The sequence below is a fragment of the Escherichia sp. KTE31 genome (assembly GCF_000407925.1).
In the GTDB taxonomy this organism is placed as follows: Bacteria; Pseudomonadota; Gammaproteobacteria; order Enterobacterales; family Enterobacteriaceae; genus Escherichia; species Escherichia ruysiae.
The window spans coordinates 602974-628404 of sequence record NZ_KE136726.1 but is presented as its reverse complement, the minus strand read 5'-3'; the positions used below and the strand labels follow the sequence as shown (position 1 = coordinate 628404).

Below are 25431 nucleotides of genomic sequence, written 5' to 3'. Positions count from 1 at the left end.
TGGTTATTAGCCGTAAGCGAGCCCAAAATACTTAATAAAACTATCTTTATCAGGGATGGAAAAGCCTTGCTGCCCAAAACGTTCGCTCAAAATATACTCAATTGCGTGAGGAAGAGCACTATGGAGTTCTTGCAGAGCATCTGGTCTGCCAGTGACAAGCTCATAGAAACTCGCACCATCAATGATTCGAATGTTAGGGTTCGAAGGACACTGAGTACCGCTACCTTTATTGGAAGGGGTAAAAGGGATGTCATATCTGATAGGTTTACGAGGGATTATATTAACAAAGTACGCGCAGTAATCCTTAAATCGGCTATGTTTCGGTGATACCAACTCATCTAAACCTTTATATTTATCTGCTAGATCCCCGCCAGTAACCGTTGAGTATTTATTTTTCACCTCAGCGATGATTTTTCTTTCTTCGTTGAGAAGATCAACGATGCCACCAATCCCCATATCCCGCCATCCTTCAACATGGCCGAGGATTTTTTGGTGAAAAGTACCAACATGATTTTGAATGGTTTTCTGCTGTTGTCGTGCTAGTTCGGAGTTTCGCCACTCTTCATGGGATGAGAACCCCGGAGCTTCAAAAAGTGCGCCAAAAGGGTCAATCACATTGCTGGTAAAAGTCTTCTCAGCAGCGTCTTTTTTCTTTTTAGCTTTCGTTAATAAGATTTCAACTTCGTTAAAAAGATCTTCATCACTGATATATTCAAGTAATGACATAGTTGTCTCTCCATCATTCTTTATAATTCAATAAATTTTTCGCGTAATAACCTTTGGGGACTATTGCGGTTGCGGCTAATTACACGACAGCTCTCAAAAACGACACTGGAGCAAGTTTTCTAATCATAACGATTACAGACATAGATTAAAACGATCAATAAGCACTTAAAGAGCGGATGTTTGTTGTGACGGGATCTGAATGGCTTGTGCTGAGGATTCGAGCAATATGTTACAGGGATAGGGGATTTGAAGTGGTTTACTGAATTTGGCCACCTGAAAAGAGGTGATATGCTCACCTCAGAACAACACAGGAGCACAAATGAAAAGAAGAAATTTTAGTCCTGAATTCAAATGCGAATCCGCTCAACTGGTTGTTGACCAGAACTATACAGTGGCAGTCATTATACGAGCAGGCAGTTCAGGCAGTTACTGTGGCGATACCGGATCAGGCAGAGTATGAGCCGGCGCGGAAACTGCTGGGATAACAGCCCAATGGAACGCTTCTTCAGGAGTCTGAAGAACGAATGGATGCCGGTGGTGGGTTACGTAAGCTTCAGCGAGGCAGCTCACGGCATAACGGACTATATCGTTGGATATTACAGCGCACTAAGACCGCACGAATATAACGGTGGGTTACCCCCAAACGAATCGGAAAATCGATACTGGAAAACTCTAACTCGGTGGCCAGTTTTTGTTGACCACTACAAACCGTTGTATAAAGTCGTTGGCATTGTGACGCCATTTTCGGCACAGGTTAATGCCATCAAGACGTCATTGCGTAAGCTGGAGATTAATTGCAGTGACGAAGATGATTCGCTGACCGTGGGAACTGTGCATTCCTTGCAGGGGGCGGAGAGGGCGATAGTTCTTTTCTCTACGGTCTATTCAAAACATGAGGATGGGCGGTTTATTGATAGCAATAGCAGCATCCTCAATGTCGCAGTCTCGCGTGCGAAAGATAGTTTTCTGGTTTTTGGGGATATGGATCTTATTGAGATGCAGCCGGCTTCCTCGCCGCGAGGATTACTGGCTACATATCTGTTTGCTTCAGACAACAATGCGTTGCAATTTGAGTTTCAGAAACGACAAGATTTAAGTTCCGCAAATGCACAGATTTCAACGCTGCATGGTGTGGAGCAGCATGATGCATTTTTGAATAAGGCTCTTGCCGGGGCTCAAAAGAAAATAACGATCATTTCTCCCTGGTTATCCTGGCAAAAAGTGGAGCAAACCGGGTTTCTGGCGTCAATGGCTCTGGCCCGTTCCCGGGGCATTGATATTACCGTGGTGACGGATAAAAACTGCAATATAGCGCATGTCGATGATGGTAAGCGTCAGGAGAAACGACATCTGCTGAATGATGCTGTTGAAAAGCTCAATAATATGGGCATCGCTACGAAATTGGTTAATCGTGTTCACAGCAAAATTGTGATTGAGGATGAAGAGCTGCTGTGCGTCGGATCTTTTAACTGGTTCAGTGCCGCGCGGGAAGATAAATATCAACGATACGATACGTCTTTGGTGTACCGTGGCGAAGGCGTAAAAAATGAAATAAAGGCAATATATAGCAGTCTGGAACAGCGTCAGCTATAAGTGCGAAGATCGGTTCCTGGCACAGGATGACGTAATAATGTCATCGGTGAAATCGATAAAGAGAATATTTTACTCATATGAAGGTGACTATAAGATTTATTGCGAGTCGCCTTCCCTATTTTCAATCTCATTGTTTATCTCATCTTTCATCTTTGCATAATGCGCCTGGCATTATAAGAAAAGATTTGACAGAGGAAATCCAGATAACCCCGCCCTTGATGGGCAGGGTTAACGTCGAATTACTGGCCTTTGTTTTCCAGATTCTCAACCTGCGGTACGCCTGAAGCGGCAGAAGATGAGAGCAGACCCGTTTTGGCATAACCGAAAAGTTTTTCGCGAGTATCGGTGATATCCAGGTTGCGCATGGTCAGTTGACCAATACGATCATCTGGCGAGAACACCGAGTCACCTTTTTCCATCGTCAGACGTTCTGGTTTGTAAGTCAGATTGTCAGAGACGGTATTAAGGATGGAGTAATCATTCCCGCGACGCAGCTCCAGGGTAACTTCACCTGTAATCTGGCTGGCAACCCAGCGTTGCAGAGAGTCACGTAGCATCAATGCCTGGGAATCGAACCAACGTCCCTGATACAACAGACGACCCAACTGACGACCATGCGCGTGATACTGCTCGATGGTGTCTTCGTTGTGAATACCTGTCAGCAGACGTTCATAAGCGATATGCAGTAGCGCCATCCCCGGAGCTTCGTAGATACCACGGCTTTTCGCTTCGATGATACGGTTTTCGATTTGGTCGCTCATGCCCAGGCCGTGACGACCGCCGATGCGGTTGGCTTCCAGCATCATTTCCACATCATCGCTAAAGGTTTTGCCGTTCAGCGCCACCGGATGACCCTGTTCGAAACGTACCGTGACTTCTTCTGCCGGGATCTTCACACTCTCATCCCAGAATTTCACACCCATAATCGGGTTGACGATTTTGACGCTGGAATTGAGGTATTCCAGATCTTTCGCTTCGTGCGTGGCACCAAGCATATTGGAGTCGGTGGAGTAGGCTTTCTCGACCGACATTTTGTAGTCGAAACCGCAGGCAATCATAAATTCAGACATTTCATGACGACCCCCTAACTCATCAATAAAGTCAGTATCAAGCCACGGTTTGTAAATTTGTAGTTCCGCGTTGGTCAACAGACCGTAACGATAGAAACGTTCGATATCGTTTCCTTTATAGGTGCTGCCATCACCCCAGATGTTAACGCCGTCTTCTTTCATGGCAGCAACCAGCATGGTGCCAGTCACGGCGCGACCCAGCGGCGTGGTGTTAAAATAGGTCAGGCCGCCAGTGGTGTTATGGAAAGCACCACACTGAATAGCGGCAATGCCTTCCGCCACCAGTTGTTTGCGGCAGTCGATTAGACGAGCGTTCTCCGCGCCGTATTCCATAGCACGACGAGGGATCGCATCATAATCCTCTTCGTCTGGCTGACCCAAATTTGCAGTATATGCATAAGGGACAGCTCCCTTTTGTCGCATCCACAGCAGTGCGGCACTGGTGTCCAGACCGCCAGAAAAAGCGATGCCAATACGTTGACCTACCGGGAGATGCTTGAGAATCGTCGTCATAAAATAACACCCTGCTTGATTAACTGATGATGAGCCTGGATTTCCGCTCTCACTGAATTATTATGCAAAATAAATGAGTTTTCATTTAATCATCTTTTATCGGAGACCGGAAGAGTTTAGTGCGTTTTTTGTAAAATAATGCGTTTAAGAGAAGTAAGGTGAGGTAGAAATTATTCAATCAATGAAAGTGAACTGGATATCCATTCACGTGAGTAGCAATAAATGTTGACAAAATGTGGCGTGGATCACTATAATGACCGCAGATTTTACGTCCCGTCTCGGTACACCAAATCCCAGCAGTGTTTGCATTTTTTACTCAAAACGAGTAGAATTTGCCACGTTTCAGGCGCGGGGTGGAGCAGCCTGGTAGCTCGTCGGGCTCATAACCCGAAGGTCGTCGGTTCAAATCCGGCCCCCGCAACCACTTTCCCTTAGAGTTCTTTTTCAAATATACTGTGAAGACTTCGGCCTTCGTAGTGGGATTTGAAAAAATCCTTCTGGAAAGTGCTCCAGACCGCATTTGCGGTTATAGGGTTCAGTTATATAAAGCCCCGATTTATCGGGGTTTTTTGTTATCTGACTACAGAATAACTGGGCTTTAGGCCCTTTTTTTATGTCTTGGGGGTGGGCTTGTCCACATTAGAGCAAAAATTAACAGAGATGATTACTGCGCCAGTTGAGGCCCTGGGTTTTGAACTGGTTGGCATCGAGTTTATTCGCGGTCGCACATCCACACTGCGCATCTATATTGATAGTGAAGATGGCATCAATGTTGATGATTGTGCTGATGTGAGCCACCAGGTAAGTGCCGTGTTGGATGTTGAAGATCCCATCACCGTTGCTTATAACCTGGAAGTCTCCTCACCGGGTCTCGATCGCCCACTGTTCACGGCTGAACACTACGCCCGTTTCGTCGGAGAAGAGGTGACTCTGGTTCTCCGTATGGCGGTACAAAACCGTCGTAAATGGCAGGGCGTTATCAAAGCGGTAGACGGTGAAATGATCACAGTTACCGTCGAAGGTAAAGATGAAGTGTTCGCGCTGAGTAATATCCAGAAGGCGAACCTGGTTCCCCACTTTTAATAGTCTGGATGAGGTGAAAACCCCGCGATGAACAAAGAAATTTTGGCTGTAGTTGAAGCCGTCTCCAATGAAAAGGCGCTGCCTCGCGAGAAAATTTTCGAAGCGTTGGAAAGCGCATTGGCTACAGCAACCAAGAAAAAATATGAACAAGAGATCGACGTCCGCGTACAGATCGATCGCAAAAGCGGTGATTTTGACACCTTCCGTCGCTGGCTGATAGTTGATGAAGTCACTCAGCCGACTAAAGAAATCACCCTTGAAGCTGCGCGTTTTGAAGATGAAAGCCTGAACCTGGGCGATTACGTTGAAGATCAGATTGAGTCTGTCACCTTTGACCGCATTACGACCCAGACGGCAAAACAGGTTATCGTGCAGAAAGTTCGTGAAGCCGAACGCGCGATGGTTGTTGATCAGTTCCGTGAACACGAAGGTGAAATCATCACTGGCGTGGTGAAAAAAGTAAACCGCGATAATATCTCTCTGGATCTGGGTAACAATGCTGAAGCTGTCATCCTGCGAGAAGACATGCTGCCGCGTGAAAACTTCCGCCCTGGCGACCGCGTTCGTGGCGTACTTTATTCCGTTCGCCCGGAAGCGCGTGGCGCGCAGCTGTTCGTAACCCGTTCCAAGCCGGAAATGCTGATCGAACTGTTCCGCATTGAAGTGCCGGAAATCGGCGAAGAAGTGATTGAAATTAAAGCTGCAGCTCGCGATCCGGGCTCTCGTGCGAAAATCGCGGTGAAAACCAACGATAAACGTATCGATCCGGTAGGTGCTTGTGTCGGTATGCGCGGTGCCCGTGTTCAGGCAGTTTCCACCGAGCTCGGCGGCGAGCGTATCGATATCGTCCTGTGGGATGATAACCCGGCGCAGTTCGTGATCAACGCGATGGCACCGGCAGACGTTGCTTCTATCGTGGTGGATGAAGATAAACACACCATGGATATCGCCGTTGAAGCTGGTAATCTGGCGCAAGCAATTGGCCGTAACGGTCAGAACGTGCGTCTGGCTTCGCAGCTGAGTGGTTGGGAACTCAACGTAATGACCGTTGACGACCTGCAGGCTAAACATCAGGCGGAAGCACACGCAGCGATCGATACCTTCACCCGTTATCTCGACATTGACGAAGACTTTGCCACTGTCCTGGTAGAAGAAGGCTTCTCGACGCTGGAAGAACTGGCCTATGTGCCGATGAAAGAGCTGTTGGAAATTGAAGGCCTTGATGAGCCGACTGTTGAAGCACTGCGCGAGCGTGCTAAAAATGCACTGGCCACCATTGCACAGGCCCAGGAAGAAAGCCTCGGTGATAACAAACCGGCTGACGATCTGCTGAACCTTGAAGGGATGGATCGTGATTTGGCATTCAAACTGGCCGCCCGTGGCGTTTGTACGCTGGAAGATCTCGCCGAACAGGGCATTGATGATCTGGCTGATATCGAAGGGTTGACCGACGAAAAAGCCGGAGCACTGATTATGGCTGCCCGTAATATTTGCTGGTTCGGTGACGAAGCGTAATAAACTGTAGCAGGAAGGAACAGCATGACAGATGTAACGATTAAAACGCTGGCCGCAGAGCGACAGACCTCCGTGGAACGCCTGGTACAGCAATTTGCTGATGCAGGTATCCGGAAGTCTGCTGACGACTCTGTGACTGCACAAGAGAAACAGACTTTAATTGACCACCTGAGTCAGAAAAATTCAGGACCGGACAAATTAACGCTGCAACGTAAAACACGTAGCACCCTTAACATTCCTGGTACCGGTGGAAAAAGCAAATCGGTACAAATCGAAGTCCGCAAGAAACGCACCTTTGTGAAACGCGATCCGCAAGAGGCTGAACGCCTTGCAGCGGAAGAGCAAGCGCAGCGTGAAGCGGAAGAGCAAGCCCGTCGTGAGGCAGAAGAATTGGCCAAACGCGAGGCGCAACAAAAAGCTGAACGTGAGGCCGCAGAACAAGCTAAACGTGAAGCCGCTGAACAAGCGAAACGTGAAGCTGCGGAAAAAGACAAAGTGAGCAATCAACAAGACGATATGACTAAAAACGCCCAGGCTGAAAAAGCCCGCCGTGAGCAGGAAGCTGCAGAGCTCAAGCGTAAAGCCGAAGAAGAAGCGCGTCGTAAACTCGAAGAAGAAGCACGTCGCGTTGCTGAAGAAGCACGTCGTATGGCGGAAGAAAATAAATGGACTGATAACGCGGAACCGACTGAAGATTCCAGCGATTATCACGTCACTACTTCTCAACATGCTCGCCAGGCAGAAGACGAAAGCGATCGTGAAGTCGAAGGCGGCCGTGGCCGTGGTCGTAACGCGAAAGCAGCGCGTCCGAAAAAAGGCAACAAACACTCTGAATCTAAGGCCGATCGCGAAGAAGCGCGCGCAGCAGTACGTGGCGGTAAAGGCGGAAAACGCAAAGGTTCTTCACTGCAGCAGGGCTTCCAGAAGCCAGCTCAGGCCGTTAACCGTGACGTGGTGATCGGTGAAACCATCACCGTTGGCGAACTGGCGAACAAGATGGCGGTTAAAGGCTCTCAGGTCATCAAAGCGATGATGAAACTGGGCGCAATGGCAACCATCAACCAGGTCATCGACCAGGAAACCGCACAGCTGGTTGCCGAAGAGATGGGCCACAAAGTTATCCTGCGTCGTGAAAACGAACTGGAAGAGGCGGTAATGAGCGACCGTGATACTGGCGCTGCGGCTGAACCGCGTGCACCGGTCGTGACCATCATGGGTCACGTTGACCACGGTAAAACTTCTCTGCTGGACTACATTCGTTCAACGAAAGTGGCCTCTGGCGAAGCAGGCGGCATTACCCAGCACATCGGTGCATACCACGTTGAAACTGAAAACGGCATGATCACCTTCCTGGACACCCCAGGGCACGCCGCGTTTACTTCAATGCGTGCACGTGGTGCGCAGGCAACGGATATCGTAGTTCTGGTTGTCGCTGCAGATGACGGCGTAATGCCGCAGACCATTGAAGCAATCCAGCACGCGAAAGCGGCGGGTGTGCCGGTTGTGGTTGCTGTGAACAAAATCGATAAGCCAGAAGCTGATCCAGATCGCGTTAAAAACGAACTGTCCCAGTACGGCATTCTGCCGGAAGAGTGGGGCGGTGAAAGCCAGTTCGTACACGTATCTGCAAAAGCGGGTACAGGTATCGACGAACTGCTGGATGCGATCCTGCTGCAGGCTGAAGTCCTGGAACTGAAAGCTGTGCGTAACGGGATGGCGAGCGGTGCGGTCATCGAATCCTTCCTCGATAAAGGTCGTGGTCCGGTTGCAACTGTACTGGTACGTGAAGGTACTCTGCACAAGGGCGACATCGTTCTGTGTGGCTTCGAATACGGTCGTGTTCGTGCAATGCGTAACGAACTGGGTCAGGAAGTGCTGGAAGCAGGTCCGTCCATTCCGGTGGAAATCCTTGGTCTGTCCGGTGTTCCGGCTGCGGGTGACGAAGTGACCGTTGTTCGTGACGAGAAAAAAGCACGTGAAGTTGCACTGTACCGTCAGGGTAAATTCCGTGAAGTTAAACTGGCGCGTCAGCAGAAATCTAAACTCGAGAACATGTTCGCCAACATGACCGAAGGCGAAGTTCATGAAGTGAACATCGTACTGAAGGCTGACGTTCAGGGTTCTGTGGAAGCGATTTCCGATTCCTTGCTGAAACTGTCTACTGACGAAGTTAAAGTGAAGATCATCGGTTCTGGCGTAGGTGGTATCACCGAAACCGACGCGACCCTGGCCGCTGCATCCAACGCGATTCTGGTTGGCTTCAACGTTCGTGCTGATGCCTCTGCGCGTAAAGTGATTGAGGCTGAAAGCCTGGATCTGCGTTACTACTCCGTCATCTATAACCTGATCGATGAAGTTAAAGCGGCGATGAGCGGTATGCTGTCTCCGGAACTGAAACAACAGATCATCGGTCTGGCAGAAGTGCGTGACGTGTTCAAATCACCGAAATTCGGCGCCATCGCAGGCTGTATGGTTACCGAAGGTGTGGTTAAACGTCACAACCCGATCCGCGTTCTGCGCGACAACGTGGTTATCTACGAAGGCGAGCTGGAGTCCCTGCGCCGCTTCAAAGATGACGTTAACGAAGTCCGTAACGGTATGGAATGTGGTATCGGCGTTAAGAACTACAACGACGTCCGCACTGGCGATGTGATCGAAGTATTCGAAATCATCGAGATTCAGCGTACGATTGCCTAAGGCTGATTGGGTGTAGGCCGGATAAGGCGTTTGCGCCACATCCGGCAGCCGTTGCCTGATGCGACGCTGGCGCGTCTTATCAGGCCTACGTGAACAGCCCTTCCACCTGAAATTAATTTTAAAAAGGGGCTTATGGCCCCTTTTTTGTCAGGAGAATTTATTATGGCGAAAGAATTTGGTCGCCCGCAGCGCGTAGCGCAGGAAATGCAAAAAGAGATCGCTCTCATCCTGCAACGCGAAATTAAAGATCCTCGTCTGGGCATGATGACCACCGTTTCCGGTGTCGAAATGTCTCGTGACCTGGCGTATGCCAAAGTGTATGTCACTTTCCTCAACGACAAAGATGAAGATGCGGTAAAAGCGGGCATCAAAGCGTTGCAGGAAGCCTCTGGTTTCATCCGCAGCCTGCTGGGCAAAGCGATGCGTCTGCGTATCGTCCCGGAACTAACCTTCTTCTACGACAACTCATTGGTTGAAGGGATGCGTATGTCAAACCTGGTGACCAGCGTGGTCAAACATGACGAAGAACGTCGTGTTAACCCGGACGACAGCAAGGAGGACTAATGAGTCGTCCTCGTCGTCGCGGTCGCGACATTAACGGCGTTTTGTTGCTGGATAAACCGCAGGGCATGTCCAGCAACGATGCGCTGCAAAAAGTGAAACGCATTTATAACGCCAACCGTGCCGGACACACCGGCGCGCTGGACCCGCTGGCGACCGGCATGTTACCGATTTGCCTCGGGGAAGCGACGAAGTTTTCCCAGTATCTGCTGGACTCCGACAAACGCTATCGGGTGATTGCGCGTCTTGGGCAGCGTACCGATACTTCCGACGCTGACGGACAAATCGTTGAGGAGCGTCCGGTAACCTTTAGTGCAGAGCAACTGGCGGCAGCACTGGATACTTTCCGTGGCGATATCGAACAGATCCCTTCGATGTATTCGGCGCTGAAATATCAGGGCAAAAAACTGTACGAGTACGCGCGTCAGGGTATTGAAGTCCCACGCGAAGCGCGTCCGATTACCGTTTATGAATTGCTGTTTATTCGTCATGAAGGCAATGAGCTGGAGCTGGAAATTCATTGCTCAAAAGGCACCTATATCCGCACCATCATTGACGACCTGGGTGAAAAACTTGGCTGTGGCGCGCATGTTATTTACCTGCGCCGTCTGACAGTAAGTAAATATCCAGTCGAACGGATGGTGACCCTGGAACATCTGCGTGAACTGGTTGAGCAAGCTGAACAGCAGGATATTCCGGCTGCGGAGTTACTTGATCCATTACTGATGCCAATGGACAGTCCAGCTTCGGACTATCCGGTGGTGAATCTTCCGTTAACGTCTTCTGTTTACTTCAAAAATGGTAACCCGGTTCGTACATCTGGTGCGCCGCTGGAAGGACTGGTTCGTGTTACAGAAGGTGAGAACGGTAAGTTTATCGGTATGGGCGAAATTGACGATGAAGGCCGCGTCGCGCCTCGTCGCCTGGTGGTTGAATACCCGGCGTAATGTTAACCGTCTTGCGATAACAGGTCGCTACGAGTAGAATACTGCCGCTTAACGTCACGTAAATTGTTTAACACTTTACGTGACGTACACTGGGATCGCTGAATTAGAGATCGGCGTCCTTTCATTCTATATACTTTGGAGTTTTAAAATGTCTCTAAGTACTGAAGCAACAGCTAAAATCGTTTCTGAGTTTGGTCGTGGTGAAAACGACACCGGTTCTACCGAAGTTCAGGTAGCACTGCTGACTGCACAGATCAACCACCTGCAGGGTCACTTTGCAGAGCACAAAAAAGATCACCACAGCCGTCGTGGTCTGCTGCGCATGGTTTCTCAGCGTCGTAAACTGCTCGACTACCTGAAACGTAAAGATGTAGCACGTTACACCCAGCTCATCGAGCGCCTGGGTCTGCGTCGCTAATTCTTGCGAGTTTCAGAAAAGGGGCCTGAGTGGCCCCTTTTTTCAAGCTAACGGCAGCAATTCACTGGAAACTAATGTATTGTTGCTATGAATGATCTTCCGTTGCAGAGGTTCGCGCGGCTAATGAGAGGCTTTACCCACATCAGGCTGGGTTAGGGTTGTCATTAGTCGCGAGGATGCGCAGAAGATCGGGTATTAACACCAGTGCCGTTAAGGTGCTGTCTAAGAAAGAGAAAGGATATTACATTGCTTAATCCGATCGTTCGTAAATTCCAGTACGGCCAACACACCGTAACTCTGGAAACAGGCATGATGGCGCGTCAAGCCACTGCCGCTGTTATGGTTAGCATGGATGACACTGCGGTATTTGTTACCGTTGTTGGCCAGAAAAAAGCCAAACCAGGTCAGGACTTCTTCCCACTGACCGTTAACTATCAGGAGCGTACCTACGCTGCTGGTCGTATCCCGGGTAGCTTCTTCCGTCGTGAAGGCCGCCCAAGCGAAGGCGAAACCCTGATCGCGCGTCTGATTGACCGCCCGATTCGCCCGCTGTTCCCGGAAGGCTTCGTCAACGAAGTTCAGGTTATCGCCACCGTAGTTTCTGTTAACCCGCAGGTTAACCCGGATATCGTCGCGATGATTGGTGCTTCTGCAGCACTGTCTCTGTCTGGTATTCCGTTCAATGGTCCGATTGGTGCTGCCCGTGTGGGTTACATCAATGATCAGTACGTACTGAACCCGACCCAGGACGAGCTGAAAGAGAGCAAACTGGATCTGGTTGTTGCGGGTACGGAAGCAGCCGTACTGATGGTTGAATCTGAAGCTGAACTGCTGAGCGAAGACCAGATGCTGGGCGCAGTAGTGTTCGGTCATGAACAACAGCAGGTTGTTATTCAGAACATCAATGAACTGGTGAAAGAAGCCGGTAAACCGCGTTGGGACTGGCAGCCGGAGCCGGTAAACGAAGAGCTGAACGCACGCGTTGCTGCACTGGCTGAAGCTCGTCTGAGCGATGCTTACCGCATCACCGACAAACAAGAGCGTTATGCGCAGGTTGACGTGATCAAATCTGAAACCATCGCGACGCTGCTTGCTGAAGACGAAACCCTGGACGAAAACGAACTGGGTGAAATTCTGCACGCTATCGAGAAAAATGTTGTTCGTAGCCGCGTACTGGCAGGCGAACCGCGTATCGACGGTCGTGAAAAAGATATGATCCGTGGTCTGGATGTCCGTACTGGCGTGCTGCCGCGTACTCACGGTTCTGCGCTGTTCACCCGTGGTGAAACTCAGGCGCTGGTTACCGCAACGCTGGGTACTGCACGTGACGCGCAGGTTCTTGATGAACTGATGGGCGAACGTACCGATACCTTCCTGTTCCACTACAACTTCCCTCCGTACTCCGTAGGCGAAACTGGCATGGTCGGTTCTCCGAAGCGTCGTGAAATTGGTCACGGTCGTCTGGCGAAGCGCGGCGTGCTGGCAGTAATGCCGGATATGGACAAATTCCCGTACACCGTACGTGTTGTATCTGAAATCACCGAATCCAACGGTTCCTCTTCTATGGCTTCCGTGTGCGGCGCTTCTCTGGCGCTGATGGACGCAGGTGTGCCGATCAAAGCCGCCGTTGCGGGTATCGCAATGGGTCTGGTGAAAGAAGGCGACAACTACGTTGTACTGTCTGACATTCTGGGTGACGAAGACCATCTGGGCGATATGGACTTCAAAGTTGCGGGTTCCCGTGACGGTATCTCTGCACTGCAGATGGATATCAAAATTGAAGGTATCACCAAAGAGATCATGCAGGTTGCGCTGAACCAGGCTAAAGGTGCGCGTCTGCATATCCTTGGCGTAATGGAACAGGCGATCAACGCGCCGCGTGGCGATATCTCTGAGTTCGCTCCGCGTATCCATACCATCAAGATCAACCCGGACAAGATCAAAGACGTTATCGGTAAAGGCGGTTCTGTTATCCGTGCCCTGACCGAAGAAACCGGCACCACCATCGAAATCGAAGATGACGGTACTGTGAAGATCGCAGCGACCGACGGCGAGAAAGCAAAACACGCCATTCGTCGTATCGAAGAGATCACTGCGGAAATCGAAGTGGGCCGCGTCTACAATGGTAAAGTGACCCGTATCGTTGACTTTGGCGCATTTGTTGCCATCGGCGGCGGTAAAGAAGGTCTGGTACACATCTCTCAAATCGCTGACAAACGCGTTGAGAAAGTGACCGATTACCTGCAGATGGGTCAGGAAGTACCGGTGAAAGTTCTGGAAGTTGATCGCCAGGGCCGTATCCGTCTGAGCATTAAAGAAGCGACTGAGCAGTCTCAACCTGCTGCGGCACCGGAAGCTCCGGCTGCTGAACAGGGCGAGTAAGGTTGCCATTTGCCCTCCGCTGCGGCGGGGGGCTTTTAACCAGGCAGGACGCCTTGTTAGCAACCGGGAACAGGACGTTCATTCAACCGTGGTCTTCGGGAGTGGGAAATGAAGCCTTTTTTGCGCTGGTGTTTCGTTGCGACAGCACTTACGCTTGCAGGATGCAGTAATACTTCCTGGCGTAAAAGTGAAGTCCTCGCAGTACCATTGCAACCGACTTTACAGCAGGAAGTGATTCTGGCACGTATGGAACAGATCCTTGCCAGTCGGGCTTTAACCGATGACGAACGCGCACAGCTTTTATATGAGCGCGGAGTGTTGTATGATAGTCTCGGTCTGAGGGCATTAGCGCGTAACGATTTTTCGCAGGCGCTGGCAATCCGACCGGATATGCCTGAAGTATTCAATTACTTAGGCATATATTTAACGCAGGCAGGCAATTTTGATGCTGCCTATGAAGCGTTTGATTCTGTACTTGAGCTTGATCCAACTTACAACTACGCGCACTTGAATCGCGGGATCGCATTATATTACGGCGGTCGTGACAAGTTAGCGCAAGATGATCTGCTGGCGTTTTATCAAGACGATCCCAATGATCCTTTCCGTAGTCTGTGGCTTTATCTCGCCGAGCAGAAGCTCGATGAGAAGCAGGCTAAAGAAGTGTTAAAACAGCACTTCGAAAAATCGGACAAGGAGCAGTGGGGATGGAACATTGTCGAGTTCTACCTGGGCAACATTAGCGAACAAACGTTAATGGAAAGGCTCAAGGCGGACGCAACGGATAACACCTCGCTCGCTGAGCATCTCAGTGAAACCAACTTCTATTTAGGTAAGTACTACCTAAGTCTGGGGGATTTGGACAGCGCCACGGCACTGTTCAAACTGGCGGTTGCCAACAACGTTCATAACTTTGTTGAGCACCGATACGCATTGTTGGAATTATCGCTCCTGGGCCAGGACCAAGATGACCTGGCAGAATCGGACCAGCAATAGCTGACGTACACATCAGCCCGTAATCTTATTTGATTGCCATCACCTTAACGGGTGAGGGCGTTGTTGTTCGTTAATACACCTACTTTGAGCCGGTTCACACTTTTCAATGAAAATTGCTGATCAATTTCATGATGAGTTATGTAGACTGGCCGCCATTAATTTTGAGGCACACGTACTACATGGCTGAATTCGAAACCACTTTTGCAGATCTGGGCCTGAAGGCTCCTATCCTTGAAGCCCTTAACGATCTGGGTTACGAAAAACCATCTCCAATTCAGGCAGAGTGTATTCCACATCTGCTGAATGGCCGCGACGTACTGGGTATGGCCCAGACGGGGAGCGGAAAAACTGCAGCATTCTCTTTACCTCTGCTGCAGAATCTTGATCCTGAGCTGAAAGCACCACAGATTCTGGTGCTGGCACCGACCCGCGAACTGGCGGTACAGGTTGCTGAAGCAATGACGGATTTCTCTAAACACATGCGCGGCGTAAACGTGGTTGCCCTGTACGGCGGCCAGCGTTATGACGTGCAATTACGCGCCCTGCGTCAGGGGCCGCAGATCGTTGTCGGTACTCCGGGCCGTCTGCTTGACCACCTGAAACGTGGCACTCTGGATCTCTCTAAACTGAGCGGTCTGGTTCTGGATGAAGCTGACGAAATGCTGCGCATGGGCTTCATCGAAGACGTTGAAACCATTATGGCGCAGATCCCAGAAGGTCATCAGACCGCTCTGTTCTCTGCCACCATGCCGGAAGCGATTCGTCGCATTACCCGCCGCTTTATGAAAGAGCCGCAGGAAGTGCGCATTCAGTCCAGCGTGACTACCCGTCCTGACATCAGCCAGAGCTACTGGACTGTCTGGGGTATGCGTAAAAACGAAGCTCTGGTACGTTTCCTGGAAGCGGAAGATTTTGATGCGGCGATTATCTTCGTTCGCACCAAAAACGCGACTCTGGAAGTGGCTGAAGCCCTTGAGCGTAACGGCTACAACAGCGCCGCGCTGAACGGTGACATGAACCAGGCGCTGCGTGAGCAGACTCTGGAACGCCTGAAAGATGGTCGTCTGGATATCTTGATTGCGACCGACGTTGCGGCTCGTGGCCTGGACGTTGAGCGTATCAGCCTGGTGGTTAACTACGATATCCCGATGGATTCTGAGTCTTACGTTCACCGTATCGGTCGTACCGGTCGTGCGGGTCGTGCTGGCCGCGCACTGCTGTTCGTTGAGAACCGCGAGCGTCGTCTGCTGCGCAACATTGAACGTACTATGAAGCTGACCATTCCAGAAGTAGAGCTGCCGAACGCAGAACTGCTGGGCAAACGCCGTCTGGAAAAATTCGCCGCGAAAGTACAGCAGCAGCTGGAAAGCAGCGATCTGGATCAATACCGTGCACTGCTGAGCAAAATTCAGCCGACCGCAGAAGGTGAAGAACTGGATCTCGAAACTCTGGCAGCCGCACTGCTGAAAATGGCACAGGGTGAACGTACTCTGATTGTTCCGCCAGATGCGCCGATGCGTCCGAAACGTGAATTCCGTGACCGTGATGACCGTGGTCCGCGCGATCGTAACGACCGTGGCCCGCGTGGCGACCGTGAAGATCGCCCGCGTCGTGAACGTCGTGATGTTGGCGACATGCAGCTGTACCGCATTGAAGTGGGCCGTGATGATGGCGTTGAAGTTCGTCATATCGTTGGCGCGATTGCTAACGAAGGCGACATCAGCAGCCGTTACATTGGTAACATCAAGCTGTTTGCTTCTCACTCCACCATCGAACTGCCGAAAGGTATGCCGGGTGAAGTGCTGCAACACTTTACGCGCACTCGCATTCTCAACAAACCGATGAACATGCAGTTGCTGGGCGATGCACAGCCGCATACTGGCGGTGAGCGTCGTGGCGGTGGTCGTGGTGTCGGTGGCGAGCGTCGTGAAGGCGGTCGTAACTTCAGCGGTGAACGCCGTGAAGGTGGTCGTGGTGATGGTCGTCGTTTTAGCGGCGAACGTCGTGAAGGCCGCGCACCGCGTCGTGATGACTCTACCGGTCGTCGTCGTTTCGGTGGTGATGCGTAATACACGCTGACCATCGCACACAATCTGTAAAATAATATATACAGCCCCGATTTTAACAATCGGGGCTTTTTTTCTGTCTTTTGTACTCGCGTACTGGTACAGTGCAACGCATAACAACGCAGTCGCACTATTTTTCACTGGAGAGAAGCCCTTATGGCAACACTAACCACCACCCAAACGTCACCGTCGCTGCTTGGCGGCGTGGTGATTATCGGCGGCACCATTATTGGCGCAGGAATGTTTTCTCTGCCTGTGGTCATGTCCGGTGCGTGGTTCTTCTGGTCAATGGCGGCGCTAATCTTCACCTGGTTTTGTATGTTGCATTCCGGTTTGATGATTCTGGAAGCTAACCTGAATTATCGAATCGGTTCGAGCTTTGACACCATCACCAAAGACTTGCTGGGCAAAGGCTGGAACGTGGTCAATGGCATTTCCATTGCCTTTGTGCTCTATATCCTGACTTACGCTTATATCTCTGCCAGCGGTTCGATTTTGCATCACACCTTCGCAGAGATGTCGCTAAATGTCCCGGCACGGGCGGCGGGTTTTGGTTTTGCACTGTTGGTGGCGTTTGTGGTGTGGTTGAGCACTAAAGCCGTCAGCCGAATGACGGCGATTGTGCTGGGGGCGAAGGTCATTACCTTTTTCCTCACTTTCGGCAGCCTGCTGGGGCATGTACAGCCTGCGACATTGCTCAACGTCGCCGAAAGCAATGCGTCTTATGCGCCGTATCTGCTGATGACGCTGCCGTTCTGCCTGGCATCGTTTGGTTACCACGGTAACGTGCCGAGCCTGATGAAATATTATGGCAAGGACCCGAAAACTATCGTCAAATGTCTGGTGTACGGTACGCTGATGGCGCTGGCGCTGTATACCATCTGGTTGCTGGCGACGATGGGTAACATCCCGCGTCCGGAGTTTATCGGCATCGCCGAGAAGGGCGGCAATATTGACGTGCTGGTACAGGCGTTAAGCGGTGTGCTGAACAGTCGTAGTCTGGATCTGCTGCTGGTAGTGTTCTCAAACTTTGCGGTAGCGAGTTCGTTCCTCGGCGTAACGCTTGGTCTGTTCGATTATCTGGCAGATCTGTTTGGTTTCGACGACTCGGCTCTGGGTCGCTTTAAAACGGCACTGTTGACCTTTGCACCGCCTGTTGTTGGTGGCCTGCTGTTCCCGAACGGATTCCTGTATGCCATTGGTTATGCTGGCTTAGCGGCTACCATCTGGGCGGCAATTGTTCCGGCGCTGCTGGCTCGCGCATCGCGTAAACGCTTCGGTAGCCCGAAATTCCGCGTCTGGGGCGGCAAGCCGATGATTGTCCTGATTCTGGTGTTTGGCATTGGCAATGCACTGATCCATATTTTATCGAGCTTTAATTTGCTGCCGGTATATCAGTAAGGGTGAGGTCTGATGCCCTCACCCTAACCCTCTCCCACAGGGAGAGGGGACTGCCCGACGCGGAAAATGCACTTACCCCAACAACTCTTCCTTCACATCCATCGCCAGATCAAACGAATGCAGCCGCGCCTGGTGGTCAAAAATCTGTCCGTTAACCATAATCTCATCGGCGTCGGTTTCGCGCAGGATTGACTGCAAGCCATGACGCACTTTCGCTTTATCACCTACCAACGACATACTCAGCGCCTGCTGCACGCCATACTGCTCGGACGGTGACCAGAACTGATCCATATTTTGAATCGGCGGCGGCAGTTGCCCGGTTTCGCCACGGCGCAGCTTCACAAAGGCTTGCTGCATCGAGGTAAACAGGAATTCGGCGTCGCGGTTGCTGTCGGCGGCGATAATATTGATGCACACCATCGCGTATGGTTTCTCCAGCCGTGCCGACGGTTTGAAGTTGCTGCGATAAAGATGTAGCGCCTGGAACAACATATCCGGCGCGAAGTGTGAGGCAAACGCAAACGGCAGACCAAGCTGCGCCGCCAGTTGTGCGCTGTAAAGGCTGGAGCCTAACAACCACACCGGGATTTTCTCGCCATAGCCAGGCACCGGGCGCACATGCGGATTTGGATCGCGGGCGTCAAACCAGTCCACCAGCTCTGCAACATCACGAGGGAAATTATCAATATCGCTGCTCATATGTCGACGTAGTGCCATCATGGTCCGTTGATCGCTACCCGGTGCACGACCCAGCCCTAAATCGATTCGCCCCGGATAGAGCGTATTGAGCGTGCCAAACTGTTCGGCAATCACCAACGGTGAGTGGTTAGGTAACATCACGCCGCCAGACCCCAGATGCAGCGTGGTGGTATTCGCCGCCAGATAGCCAATCAATACCGATGTTGCAGCACTGGCAATGCCGGTCATATTGTGGTGTTCCGCCAGCCAGTAGCGATGATAGCCGCGCTTTTCAGCCAGACGGGCGAGGTCGAGAGAGTGGGAGAACGCTTCTCGTGCTGAAGAACCTTCGGGGATGGGAGCCAGATCGAGTAGCGAAAAAGGAATAGTTTTATCAGTCATAACAGCTCACTTTGTTACCGATTAATCTTTAATACTGCATTAAAGAGTAGTTAAAGTTGTTAACAAAGTGAGCTGTTTATTCATGCTTGCAGTTCCAGCCCGGCCAGCCGTCGCCAGTAGCCGTTACAATCGCTGTTTGCCGTCAACGGCAGTGGAGCAGCGCCATTTTCATTGGCGCGGAAGGCGTCGAGCATAGCGAAAGTGTCAGCACCTTGCGGCGACAGACGAACCACATCAACCAGCCCCTGCATGGATGCCAGCTCGTTACCGAGGTTGTAAACATAGCCGCTCATGGTCTGAATGCCGTTGAGCACAAACACTTGCTGATTTTCCTGCGACAGCACGTTGCGCCCGTTCGGATACTTGATGCAGCAGGTTTCACACTCATCTTTCGGGCGGTCTTCCGAACGCGCGGTAAAGCAGCGGGCGGAATAGGCCAGCGGCAGATGACCGTAGCTCAAGACTTCCACTTCAAACTGGTTGCGAATGCCCAGCTCATCGCACTGATTGAGCAGATTCACCAGCCAGTCGCGGGAAAGTTCCACCGGCATACACCAGCGCATCATGCCCTGTTTGAGTAATATTTTCAGCGTCACTGCGTTGTAGCAGTTCAGCGCGTGCCCGGCGACGAACGGCAGTTTGCGTTCAGCGCACATATTCACCACGCCGAGATCGCTGGCTTCAATCAGAAATTCGCCATTCTCAACATAGCGTTTCAGTTCGCCAAGTTCAGAGGATGCCTGAACCAGCGCCAGTGTGGAGAGCACAATCTGCTTGCCGCTACCGGCGAGCGATTTTGCCATCTCCAGCCAGTCGCCAACTTTGGTTGCCCGACGCTTGCTGCACACGGCTTCACCGAGATAAATCACATCGGCGCTGCTGGTGGCGGCCTGCTGATAAAATTCTTCCAGCGTCTCTTTTGGCCAGTACCACAGCACCGGCCCTAAGGAATATTTCATTGCTTTTCTCACTGCCATTTACGGTGATACGCGCCAAGGGTGGTTTGCGTGCCTTCGGACATCGACCCGAGCGTCTCCATCCACGCGCTTTGCGGTACGAAGTTTTGTGGATCGGCTTTACAACGGTCGATAGCCTGACGCCAGACTTTCGCCACCTGGCTGACATACGCCGGGCTACGCTGGCGACCTTCAATTTTCACCGAAGCAATATTTGCCGCCATTAACTCTGGCAGTAGTTCCAGGGTATTGAGGCTGGTTGGTTCTTCCAGCGCGTGATAGCGTTCGCCGTCCACCAGATAACGCCCTTTACACAGCGTCGGATAACCTGCGTTTTCGCCGTCCTGATAACGGTCGATCAGCACTTCGTTCAGGCGGGATTCCAGCCCCTGCGGTGTTTGTTGCCAGCGCACGAAGCGAGCCGGAGAACACGCACCGACGGTGTTGGGCGACTCACCTGTCAGATACGACGACAGATAGCAACGGCCTTCCGACATAATGCACAGGCTGCCGAAAGCGAACACTTCCAGCGGTACAGGGGTAACCCGTGCCAGTTGTTTCACCTGATGAATCGACAACACGCGCGGCAGTACCACGCGGGCAACGTCAAAATGGCGATGATAAAAGTTAATCGCCTCTTCATTGGTCGCTGAAGCCTGCACCGATACGTGACGCTCAATATGTGGATAACGCTCGGCGGCGTACTCCAGCATGGCGAGGTCGGCGAGGATCAGCGCGTCGGCACCCAGCTGCGCCGCCATATCCACGGCGCGCTGCCAGCGGGCGTAACCGTCCGGGTGCGCAAAAGTGTTAATCGCGATGTGAAGTTTGCGGCGATGTTGATGGACAAAACTCACCGCTTCCTGCAATTTTTTCTCGGTAAAGTTAAGGCCGGCGAAGTGGCGGGCATTGGTATCATCTTTTAGCCCGATATAAACAGCATCTGCGCCGTTTTCGATGGCCGCCTTAAGCGCCGGGAGATTTCCGGCAGGGCAGAGCAGCTCCATAATTTTTCCTGAAGGTTGCGCTATCAAAGCGCAAAAATGTTAACGAACTGGGATTTTAGTTAACCTTGCTGCGACAATTTTTGATTTAAGGCAGTTAAAGTTGTATTGGTGGTATCAGCAATTTCATATGGAATTGTTGATTTATACCGCTATGTTATTTTCCTGATATGGCAAAATAGGACGATTGTTGAAACAGGGAGTAAAACTCGTGTTGGATAAACTGCGTTCCCGTATTGTGCATTTGGGGCCATCTCTGTTGAGTGTACCGGTAAAACTGACGCCATTTGCGCTAAAACGCCAGGTTCTTGAGCAGGTCTTAAGCTGGCAATTTCGCCAGGCGCTGGACGACGGCGAGCTGGAGTTCCTTGAAGGTCGCTGGTTAAGTATTCATGTGCGTGATATTGATCTGCAGTGGTTTACCTCGGTGGTGAATGGCAAACTGGTTGTCAGCCAGAACGCGCAAGCTGATGTGAGTTTTAGTGCCGACGCCAGCGATCTGCTGATGATTGCGGCGCGTAAACAAGATCCGGATACGCTTTTCTTCCAGCGTCGGCTGGTGATTGAAGGCGATACGGAGCTGGGGCTGTATGTGAAAAACCTGATGGACGCCATTGAGCTGGAGCAAATGCCGAAAGCCTTACGCATGATGCTGCTGCAACTGGCGGATTTTGTTGAGGCGGGAATGAAAACCACGCCTGAAACCAAACAGACATCGGTAGGTGAACCATGCTAATTCGAGTAGAAATTCCCATTGATGCGCCGGGTATTGATGCCCTGCTGCGTCGTTCATTCGAAAGCGATGCGGAAGCGAAGCTGGTTCACGATCTGCGTGAAGATGGCTTTCTGACGCTGGGGCTGGTGGCGACAGATGACGAAGGTCAGGTCATTGGCTATGTGGCATTTAGTCCGGTTGATGTGCAGGGCGAAGACCTGCAATGGGTTGGCATGGCACCGCTGGCGGTTGATGAAAAATACCGTGGACAGGGGCTGGCACGCCAACTGGTCTATGAAGGACTTGATTCGCTTAATGAGTTTGGCTATGCCGCAGTGGTGACGCTGGGCGATCCGGCACTGTACAGTCGTTTCGGCTTTGAACTGGCGGCGCATCACGATCTGCGTTGCCGCTGGCCAGGCACTGAAAGCGCCTTCCAGGTACATCGTTTAGCGGATGACGCGCTGAATGGCGTAACTGGTCTGGTTGAGTACCACGATCATTTCAATCGCTTTTAATCTCCGGGGTTTGCAGGCTGCTCAACAGTTCTGCAAACCCTGCGCCTTCCGCTACCAGACGCTCTTTCTGCCGTTTGGTTAGTTGCTTAACGCGATATTCCGCCCGTAGTGCCAGCGAACGGTCGCCTACTGGCGCGGAAAACGCCAGCGTTAGTTCTCCTTTCCCACGCAGTGCTTTCGCGCCTTTGCCGCTCTGGTGCTGCTGATAGCGGCGTTCGACATCCGTGGTGATCCCGGTGTAAAGCTTATTATCGGCGGTACGAATCAAATAGAGATACCAGGGTGTCATCGTTTGTGTCACATGTTAAGGTCAGGCCACCAGTATAAAAGAGAACAAAAATGGAAACACTCACCGCTATTAGCCATTGGCTGGCAAAACAACATGTTGTCACCTGGTGTGTGCAGCAGGAAGGGGAACTGTGGTGCGCCAACGCCTTTTATCTGTTTGATTCGCAAAAGGTTGCTCTTTACATTCTCACGGAAGATAAAACGCGTCATGCACAGATGAGCGGGTCGCAGGCTCCGGTTGCCGGAACGGTAAACGGTCAGCCGAAAACGGTGGCGTTAATCCGTGGCGTACAGTTTAAAGGCGAGATCCGCAGGCTGGAAGGTGAGGAAAGCGACCTCGCACGCAAGGCGTACAATCGCCGATTTCCGGTTGCCCGAATGTTGTCGGCACCGGTTTGGGAAATCCGGCTTGATGAAATCAAATTCACCGACAACACGCTGGGCTTTGGTAAAAAACTGGTCTGGCTACGCGGCTCAGGCACCGAGCAGGCGTAACGCCTCGCGGTTAAATGCTGGCAGATCGTCCGGCGTCCGGCTGGTAACCAGCTGATCTTTATCGACCACCACTTCCTGATCGTAAAATTCCGCGCCTGCGTTTTTAACATCAATAATGATCGGTTTAACGGCGGTCAGCTTACGACCGCGAATAACATCGGCGCTAATCAGCAGTTGCGGGCCGTGGCAGATAGCGAAGACCGGTTTACCGCTATTCACAAAATCTCGCGTGAAGGTGACAAAACGATTATCACCACGCAGATAATCTGGTGAATGGCCACCTGGAAGCAGCAGGGCATCAAACTCTGCTGGCGTAACGTCATCGATGGATTTATTAATGGTGACGCTGGCTTCCCCTTTTTTCCCTTTCACCGTTTTACCCGCTTGCTTTTCAATAGTGACAACTTCGTGCCCGGCTTTACGAAATGCGTCTGCGGGTGAAGTAAATTCTGAATCCTCAAATTCATCAGTGATTAAAACAGCAATCTTTTTACTCATGCTTCCTCCGCGTTGTTGCATTGGATGAGGCGAATTTCCCACAATCGGGGATAATTACCTCGTAGACTATTAAGCCTGGTGCATGTACCGGGGAGTGCAAGGCGGACAATTCTGTAAAGGAGCGAAGATGAGTCAGGTACTGATTACAGGCGCAACGGGGCTGGTGGGCGGTCACCTGCTGCGGATGTTGATTAACGAACCGAAAGTAAACGCCATAGCCGCGCCGACGCGACGCCCGTTGGGCGATATGCCAGGCGTGTTCAATCCCCATGATCCACAACTGACCGACGCGCTGGCGCAGGTTACCGATCCCATCGACATTGTGTTTTGTTGTCTCGGCACCACGCGGCGGGAAGCGGGTAGCAAAGAGGCATTTATTCATGCCGATTACACGCTGGTCGTGGACACCGCGTTAACCGGACGGCGGCTGGGTGCACAGCATATGCTGGTGGTCAGTGCTATGGGGGCTAATGCCCACTCGCCGTTTTTCTATAACCGCGTCAAAGGGGAGATGGAAGAAGCGTTAATCGCCCAGAACTGGCCGAAACTGACCATTGCGCGTCCGTCGATGTTGCTGGGCGATCGTAGCAAGCAGAGGATGAACGAAACGCTTTTTGCGCCGCTGTTTCGTTTGCTGCCTGGCAACTGGAAATCCATTGATGCGAGAGACGTGGCGCGGGTCATGCTGGCTGAAGCCATGCGGCCTGAACATGAAGGGGTGACTATTTTAAGCTCTTCAGAACTACGCAAAAGAGCTGAATAATTATTCCCAAGGATTGATAGTGAGCGTAATATTCACGCGCTCAATTATCATAACTTATTCCTGGGGAATGCTATGACTGGTCAGTCTTCATCTCAGGCGGCAACGCCCATTCAGTGGTGGAAACCCGCGCTTTTCTTTCTCGTTGTCATTGCCGGACTTTGGTATGTGAAATGGCAACCCTACTACGGCAAAGCGTTTACCGCCGCCGAAACCCACAGCATCGGTAAATCAATACTCGCGCAGGCGGATGCCAATCCGTGGCAGGCAGCGTGGGACTACGCGATGATCTATTTCCTCGCGGTATGGAAAGCGGCGGTGCTGGGGGTGATCCTCGGTTCGTTGATTCAGGTGCTGATTCCCCGTGACTGGTTGCTGCGCACGCTGGGGCAATCGCGCTTTCGCGGCACGCTGCTGGGAACGCTGTTTTCGCTACCAGGTATGATGTGTACCTGCTGTGCGGCACCGGTCGCGGCGGGGATGCGTCGCCAGCAAGTGTCGATGGGCGGTGCGCTGGCATTCTGGATGGGGAATCCGTTGTTAAACCCGGCGACGCTGGTGTTTATGGGGTTTGTCCTCGGCTGGGGCTTTGCCGCGATTCGTCTGGTGGCGGGGTTGGTGATGGTGTTGCTGATTGCGACGCTGGTGCAAAAATGGGTGCATGAGACACCGCAAACGCAGGCACCGGTCGAAATTGACATGCCGGAAGCGCAGGGCGGATTTTTTAGCCGCTGGGGCAGGGCGCTATGGACGCTTTTCTGGAGCACGATCCCGGTTTATATCCTTGCAGTACTGGCGTTGGGTGCCGCTCGCGTCTGGTTATTCCCCCATGCCGATGGCGCTGTCGATAACAGCCTGATGTGGGTGGTGGCGATGGCGGTAGCAGGATGCTTGTTTGTCATTCCCACGGCAGCAGAAATTCCGATTGTACAAACGATGATGCTGGCAGGTATGGGAACCGCTCCGGCGCTGGCATTGTTGATGACGCTCCCGGCGGTGAGTTTGCCGTCGCTGATTATGCTGCGTAAAGCGTTTCCGGCAAAAGCATTATGGCTGACGGGGACGATGGTGGCGGTGTCTGGTGTGATTGTCGGTAGTCTGGCGCTGTTGGCCTGAAACATGTCGGATGCGGCGTAAACGCCTTATCCGACC

Annotated in this window: 24 protein-coding genes, 1 tRNA gene and 1 pseudogene; 19 read left to right on the top strand and 7 right to left on the bottom strand. The window is 51.7% G+C overall.

From position 1 onward, the window contains the following. Nucleotides 1–6: 6 nt before the first annotated feature. A complete protein-coding gene (locus tag WES_RS02690; RefSeq protein WP_016160012.1) occupies nt 7–726 on the bottom strand; it encodes an Eco47II family restriction endonuclease in 720 nt (239 codons plus the stop codon). Between the two features lie 393 nt (nt 727–1119). On the opposite strand from WES_RS02690, the pseudogene WES_RS23155 reads away from it, so the two are divergent. Beyond that, nucleotides 1120–1424 (top strand): annotated as a pseudogene (locus tag WES_RS23155) (integrase core domain-containing protein); the annotation flags it as partial. A gap of 13 nt (nt 1425–1437) precedes the next feature. Beyond that, nucleotides 1438–2319, top strand: coding sequence for an AAA domain-containing protein (locus WES_RS02695; protein WP_147598610.1), 882 nt, complete (start codon nt 1438–1440; stop codon nt 2317–2319). A gap of 239 nt (nt 2320–2558) precedes the next feature. Here the strand turns inward: WES_RS02695 and argG are convergent, their stop codons facing one another. Further along, nucleotides 2559–3902 carry an argininosuccinate synthase gene (argG, locus tag WES_RS02700; RefSeq protein WP_000207675.1) on the bottom strand — a complete coding sequence of 448 codons (1344 nt, stop codon included), beginning with the start codon at nt 3900–3902 and terminating at the stop codon, nt 2559–2561. Between the two features lie 347 nt (nt 3903–4249). On the opposite strand from argG, the gene WES_RS02705 reads away from it, so the two are divergent. The 12 genes from WES_RS02705 to mtr all read left to right on the top strand — a co-directional run bounded on the left by WES_RS02705 (nt 4250) and on the right by mtr (nt 17965). Continuing rightward, nucleotides 4250–4326 (top strand) — tRNA-Met (locus tag WES_RS02705). A gap of 206 nt (nt 4327–4532) precedes the next feature. Next, nucleotides 4533–4985 carry a ribosome maturation factor RimP gene (gene rimP, locus WES_RS02710; RefSeq protein ID WP_001300397.1) on the top strand — a complete coding sequence of 151 codons (453 nt, stop codon included), beginning with the start codon at nt 4533–4535 and terminating at the stop codon, nt 4983–4985. Between the two features lie 27 nt (nt 4986–5012). Then, nucleotides 5013–6500, top strand: coding sequence for a transcription termination factor NusA (gene nusA, locus WES_RS02715; RefSeq protein ID WP_001031044.1), 1488 nt, complete (start codon nt 5013–5015; stop codon nt 6498–6500). Nucleotides 6501–6524: 24 nt separating this feature from the next. Further along, the gene (gene infB, locus WES_RS02720; RefSeq protein ID WP_016159709.1) at nt 6525–9197 is read left to right on the top strand and encodes a translation initiation factor IF-2; all 2673 of its coding nucleotides are present in this window, start codon (nt 6525–6527) and stop codon (nt 9195–9197) included. A 162-nt stretch (nt 9198–9359) separates the two neighbouring features. Further along, nucleotides 9360–9761 carry a 30S ribosome-binding factor RbfA gene (gene rbfA, locus WES_RS02725; protein ID WP_001040205.1) on the top strand — a complete coding sequence of 134 codons (402 nt, stop codon included), beginning with the start codon at nt 9360–9362 and terminating at the stop codon, nt 9759–9761. Further along, a complete protein-coding gene (truB, locus tag WES_RS02730) occupies nt 9761–10705 on the top strand; it encodes a tRNA pseudouridine(55) synthase TruB (RefSeq protein WP_016159710.1) in 945 nt (314 codons plus the stop codon). The genes rbfA and truB overlap by 1 nt, the downstream gene beginning before the upstream one ends. A gap of 148 nt (nt 10706–10853) precedes the next feature. Then, nucleotides 10854–11123 carry a 30S ribosomal protein S15 gene (gene rpsO, locus WES_RS02735; protein ID WP_000059470.1) on the top strand — a complete coding sequence of 90 codons (270 nt, stop codon included), beginning with the start codon at nt 10854–10856 and terminating at the stop codon, nt 11121–11123. A 246-nt stretch (nt 11124–11369) separates the two neighbouring features. Next, nucleotides 11370–13505, top strand: coding sequence for a polyribonucleotide nucleotidyltransferase (gene pnp, locus WES_RS02740; protein ID WP_000933927.1), 2136 nt, complete (start codon nt 11370–11372; stop codon nt 13503–13505). A 108-nt stretch (nt 13506–13613) separates the two neighbouring features. Then, complete coding sequence (gene nlpI, locus WES_RS02745) at nt 13614–14498, top strand: lipoprotein NlpI (RefSeq protein WP_000802080.1); 885 nt, start codon at nt 13614–13616, stop codon at nt 14496–14498. A gap of 106 nt (nt 14499–14604) precedes the next feature. After that, on the top strand, nt 14605–14685 hold the full coding sequence (yrbN, locus tag WES_RS23775; protein ID WP_010723222.1) for a protein YrbN: 81 nt from the start codon (nt 14605–14607) through the stop codon (nt 14683–14685). After that, a complete protein-coding gene (gene deaD, locus WES_RS02750) occupies nt 14678–16567 on the top strand; it encodes an ATP-dependent RNA helicase DeaD (RefSeq protein ID WP_010350076.1) in 1890 nt (629 codons plus the stop codon). Before yrbN ends, deaD begins: the two co-directional genes overlap by 8 nt. 153 nt (nt 16568–16720) lie before the next feature. Further along, on the top strand, nt 16721–17965 hold the full coding sequence (gene mtr / locus WES_RS02755) for a tryptophan permease (protein WP_000224360.1): 1245 nt from the start codon (nt 16721–16723) through the stop codon (nt 17963–17965). A 72-nt stretch (nt 17966–18037) separates the two neighbouring features. Here mtr and WES_RS02760 read toward each other — a convergent pair whose 3' ends face one another. The 3 genes from WES_RS02760 to WES_RS02770 form a co-directional block, all read right to left on the bottom strand. Then, nucleotides 18038–19045 carry a luciferase-like monooxygenase gene (locus WES_RS02760; RefSeq protein WP_016159711.1) on the bottom strand — a complete coding sequence of 336 codons (1008 nt, stop codon included), beginning with the start codon at nt 19043–19045 and terminating at the stop codon, nt 18038–18040. Between the two features lie 80 nt (nt 19046–19125). Next, nucleotides 19126–20004 carry a U32 family peptidase gene (locus WES_RS02765; protein ID WP_016159712.1) on the bottom strand — a complete coding sequence of 293 codons (879 nt, stop codon included), beginning with the start codon at nt 20002–20004 and terminating at the stop codon, nt 19126–19128. Between the two features lie 8 nt (nt 20005–20012). Then, entirely contained in the window at nt 20013–21008 is a 996-nt protein-coding gene (locus WES_RS02770) for a ubiquinone anaerobic biosynthesis protein UbiU (protein WP_000421305.1), read from the bottom strand. A gap of 208 nt (nt 21009–21216) precedes the next feature. Between WES_RS02770 and WES_RS02775 the strand changes: the two genes are divergently transcribed. After that, nucleotides 21217–21741 (top strand): ubiquinone anaerobic biosynthesis accessory factor UbiT, encoded by a 525-nt coding sequence (locus tag WES_RS02775; RefSeq protein WP_001517154.1) that lies wholly within the window; start codon nt 21217–21219, stop codon nt 21739–21741. Beyond that, complete coding sequence (locus WES_RS02780) at nt 21735–22238, top strand: GNAT family N-acetyltransferase (protein ID WP_000908553.1); 504 nt, start codon at nt 21735–21737, stop codon at nt 22236–22238. The genes WES_RS02775 and WES_RS02780 overlap by 7 nt, the downstream gene beginning before the upstream one ends. Here the strand turns inward: WES_RS02780 and yhbQ are convergent. Then, nucleotides 22225–22527, bottom strand: coding sequence for a DNA damage response exodeoxyribonuclease YhbQ (yhbQ, locus tag WES_RS02785; RefSeq protein WP_000189371.1), 303 nt, complete (start codon nt 22525–22527; stop codon nt 22225–22227). The genes WES_RS02780 and yhbQ overlap by 14 nt on opposite strands. Before the next feature lie 50 nt (nt 22528–22577). On the opposite strand from yhbQ, the gene WES_RS02790 reads away from it, so the two are divergent. Then, nucleotides 22578–23021: a YhbP family protein gene (locus tag WES_RS02790; RefSeq protein WP_016159715.1), complete on the top strand. Its 444-nt coding sequence runs from the start codon at nt 22578–22580 to the stop codon at nt 23019–23021. On the opposite strand, the gene yhbO is transcribed toward WES_RS02790, so the two are convergent. After that, nucleotides 23001–23519, bottom strand: coding sequence for a protein/nucleic acid deglycase (yhbO, locus tag WES_RS02795; RefSeq protein ID WP_016159716.1), 519 nt, complete (start codon nt 23517–23519; stop codon nt 23001–23003). The genes WES_RS02790 and yhbO overlap by 21 nt on opposite strands. A gap of 127 nt (nt 23520–23646) precedes the next feature. On the opposite strand from yhbO, the gene WES_RS02800 reads away from it, so the two are divergent. Both WES_RS02800 and WES_RS02805 read left to right on the top strand, forming a co-directional pair. Further along, the gene (locus tag WES_RS02800; protein ID WP_000084526.1) at nt 23647–24282 is read left to right on the top strand and encodes an NAD(P)H-binding protein; all 636 of its coding nucleotides are present in this window, start codon (nt 23647–23649) and stop codon (nt 24280–24282) included. Between the two features lie 72 nt (nt 24283–24354). Beyond that, nucleotides 24355–25395, top strand: coding sequence for a permease (locus WES_RS02805; RefSeq protein WP_016159717.1), 1041 nt, complete (start codon nt 24355–24357; stop codon nt 25393–25395). Nucleotides 25396–25431: the final 36 nt, after the last annotated feature.

Excerpts from the sequence above, each read along its gene's own strand:
- WES_RS02780 (WP_000908553.1), top strand. The coding sequence starts at position 21,735 with ATGCTAATTCGAGTAGAAATTCCCATTGATGCGCCGGGTATTGATGCC.
- yhbQ (WP_000189371.1), bottom strand. The coding sequence starts at position 22,527 with ATGACACCCTGGTATCTCTATTTGATTCGTACCGCCGATAATAAGCTT.
- yhbO (WP_016159716.1), bottom strand. The coding sequence starts at position 23,519 with ATGAGTAAAAAGATTGCTGTTTTAATCACTGATGAATTTGAGGATTCA.
- WES_RS02790 (WP_016159715.1), top strand. The coding sequence starts at position 22,578 with ATGGAAACACTCACCGCTATTAGCCATTGGCTGGCAAAACAACATGTT.
- truB (WP_016159710.1), top strand. The coding sequence starts at position 9,761 with ATGAGTCGTCCTCGTCGTCGCGGTCGCGACATTAACGGCGTTTTGTTG.
- WES_RS02800 (WP_000084526.1), top strand. The coding sequence starts at position 23,647 with ATGAGTCAGGTACTGATTACAGGCGCAACGGGGCTGGTGGGCGGTCAC.
- WES_RS02765 (WP_016159712.1), bottom strand. The coding sequence starts at position 20,004 with ATGAAATATTCCTTAGGGCCGGTGCTGTGGTACTGGCCAAAAGAGACG.
- WES_RS02770 (WP_000421305.1), bottom strand. The coding sequence starts at position 21,008 with ATGGAGCTGCTCTGCCCTGCCGGAAATCTCCCGGCGCTTAAGGCGGCC.
- nusA (WP_001031044.1), top strand. The coding sequence starts at position 5,013 with ATGAACAAAGAAATTTTGGCTGTAGTTGAAGCCGTCTCCAATGAAAAG.
- infB (WP_016159709.1), top strand. The coding sequence starts at position 6,525 with ATGACAGATGTAACGATTAAAACGCTGGCCGCAGAGCGACAGACCTCC.
- WES_RS02805 (WP_016159717.1), top strand. The coding sequence starts at position 24,355 with ATGACTGGTCAGTCTTCATCTCAGGCGGCAACGCCCATTCAGTGGTGG.
- nlpI (WP_000802080.1), top strand. The coding sequence starts at position 13,614 with ATGAAGCCTTTTTTGCGCTGGTGTTTCGTTGCGACAGCACTTACGCTT.
- WES_RS02760 (WP_016159711.1), bottom strand. The coding sequence starts at position 19,045 with ATGACTGATAAAACTATTCCTTTTTCGCTACTCGATCTGGCTCCCATC.
- argG (WP_000207675.1), bottom strand. The coding sequence starts at position 3,902 with ATGACGACGATTCTCAAGCATCTCCCGGTAGGTCAACGTATTGGCATC.
- yrbN (WP_010723222.1), top strand. The coding sequence starts at position 14,605 with ATGAAAATTGCTGATCAATTTCATGATGAGTTATGTAGACTGGCCGCC.
- WES_RS02690 (WP_016160012.1), bottom strand. The coding sequence starts at position 726 with ATGTCATTACTTGAATATATCAGTGATGAAGATCTTTTTAACGAAGTT.
- mtr (WP_000224360.1), top strand. The coding sequence starts at position 16,721 with ATGGCAACACTAACCACCACCCAAACGTCACCGTCGCTGCTTGGCGGC.
- deaD (WP_010350076.1), top strand. The coding sequence starts at position 14,678 with ATGGCTGAATTCGAAACCACTTTTGCAGATCTGGGCCTGAAGGCTCCT.
- rbfA (WP_001040205.1), top strand. The coding sequence starts at position 9,360 with ATGGCGAAAGAATTTGGTCGCCCGCAGCGCGTAGCGCAGGAAATGCAA.
- rpsO (WP_000059470.1), top strand. The coding sequence starts at position 10,854 with ATGTCTCTAAGTACTGAAGCAACAGCTAAAATCGTTTCTGAGTTTGGT.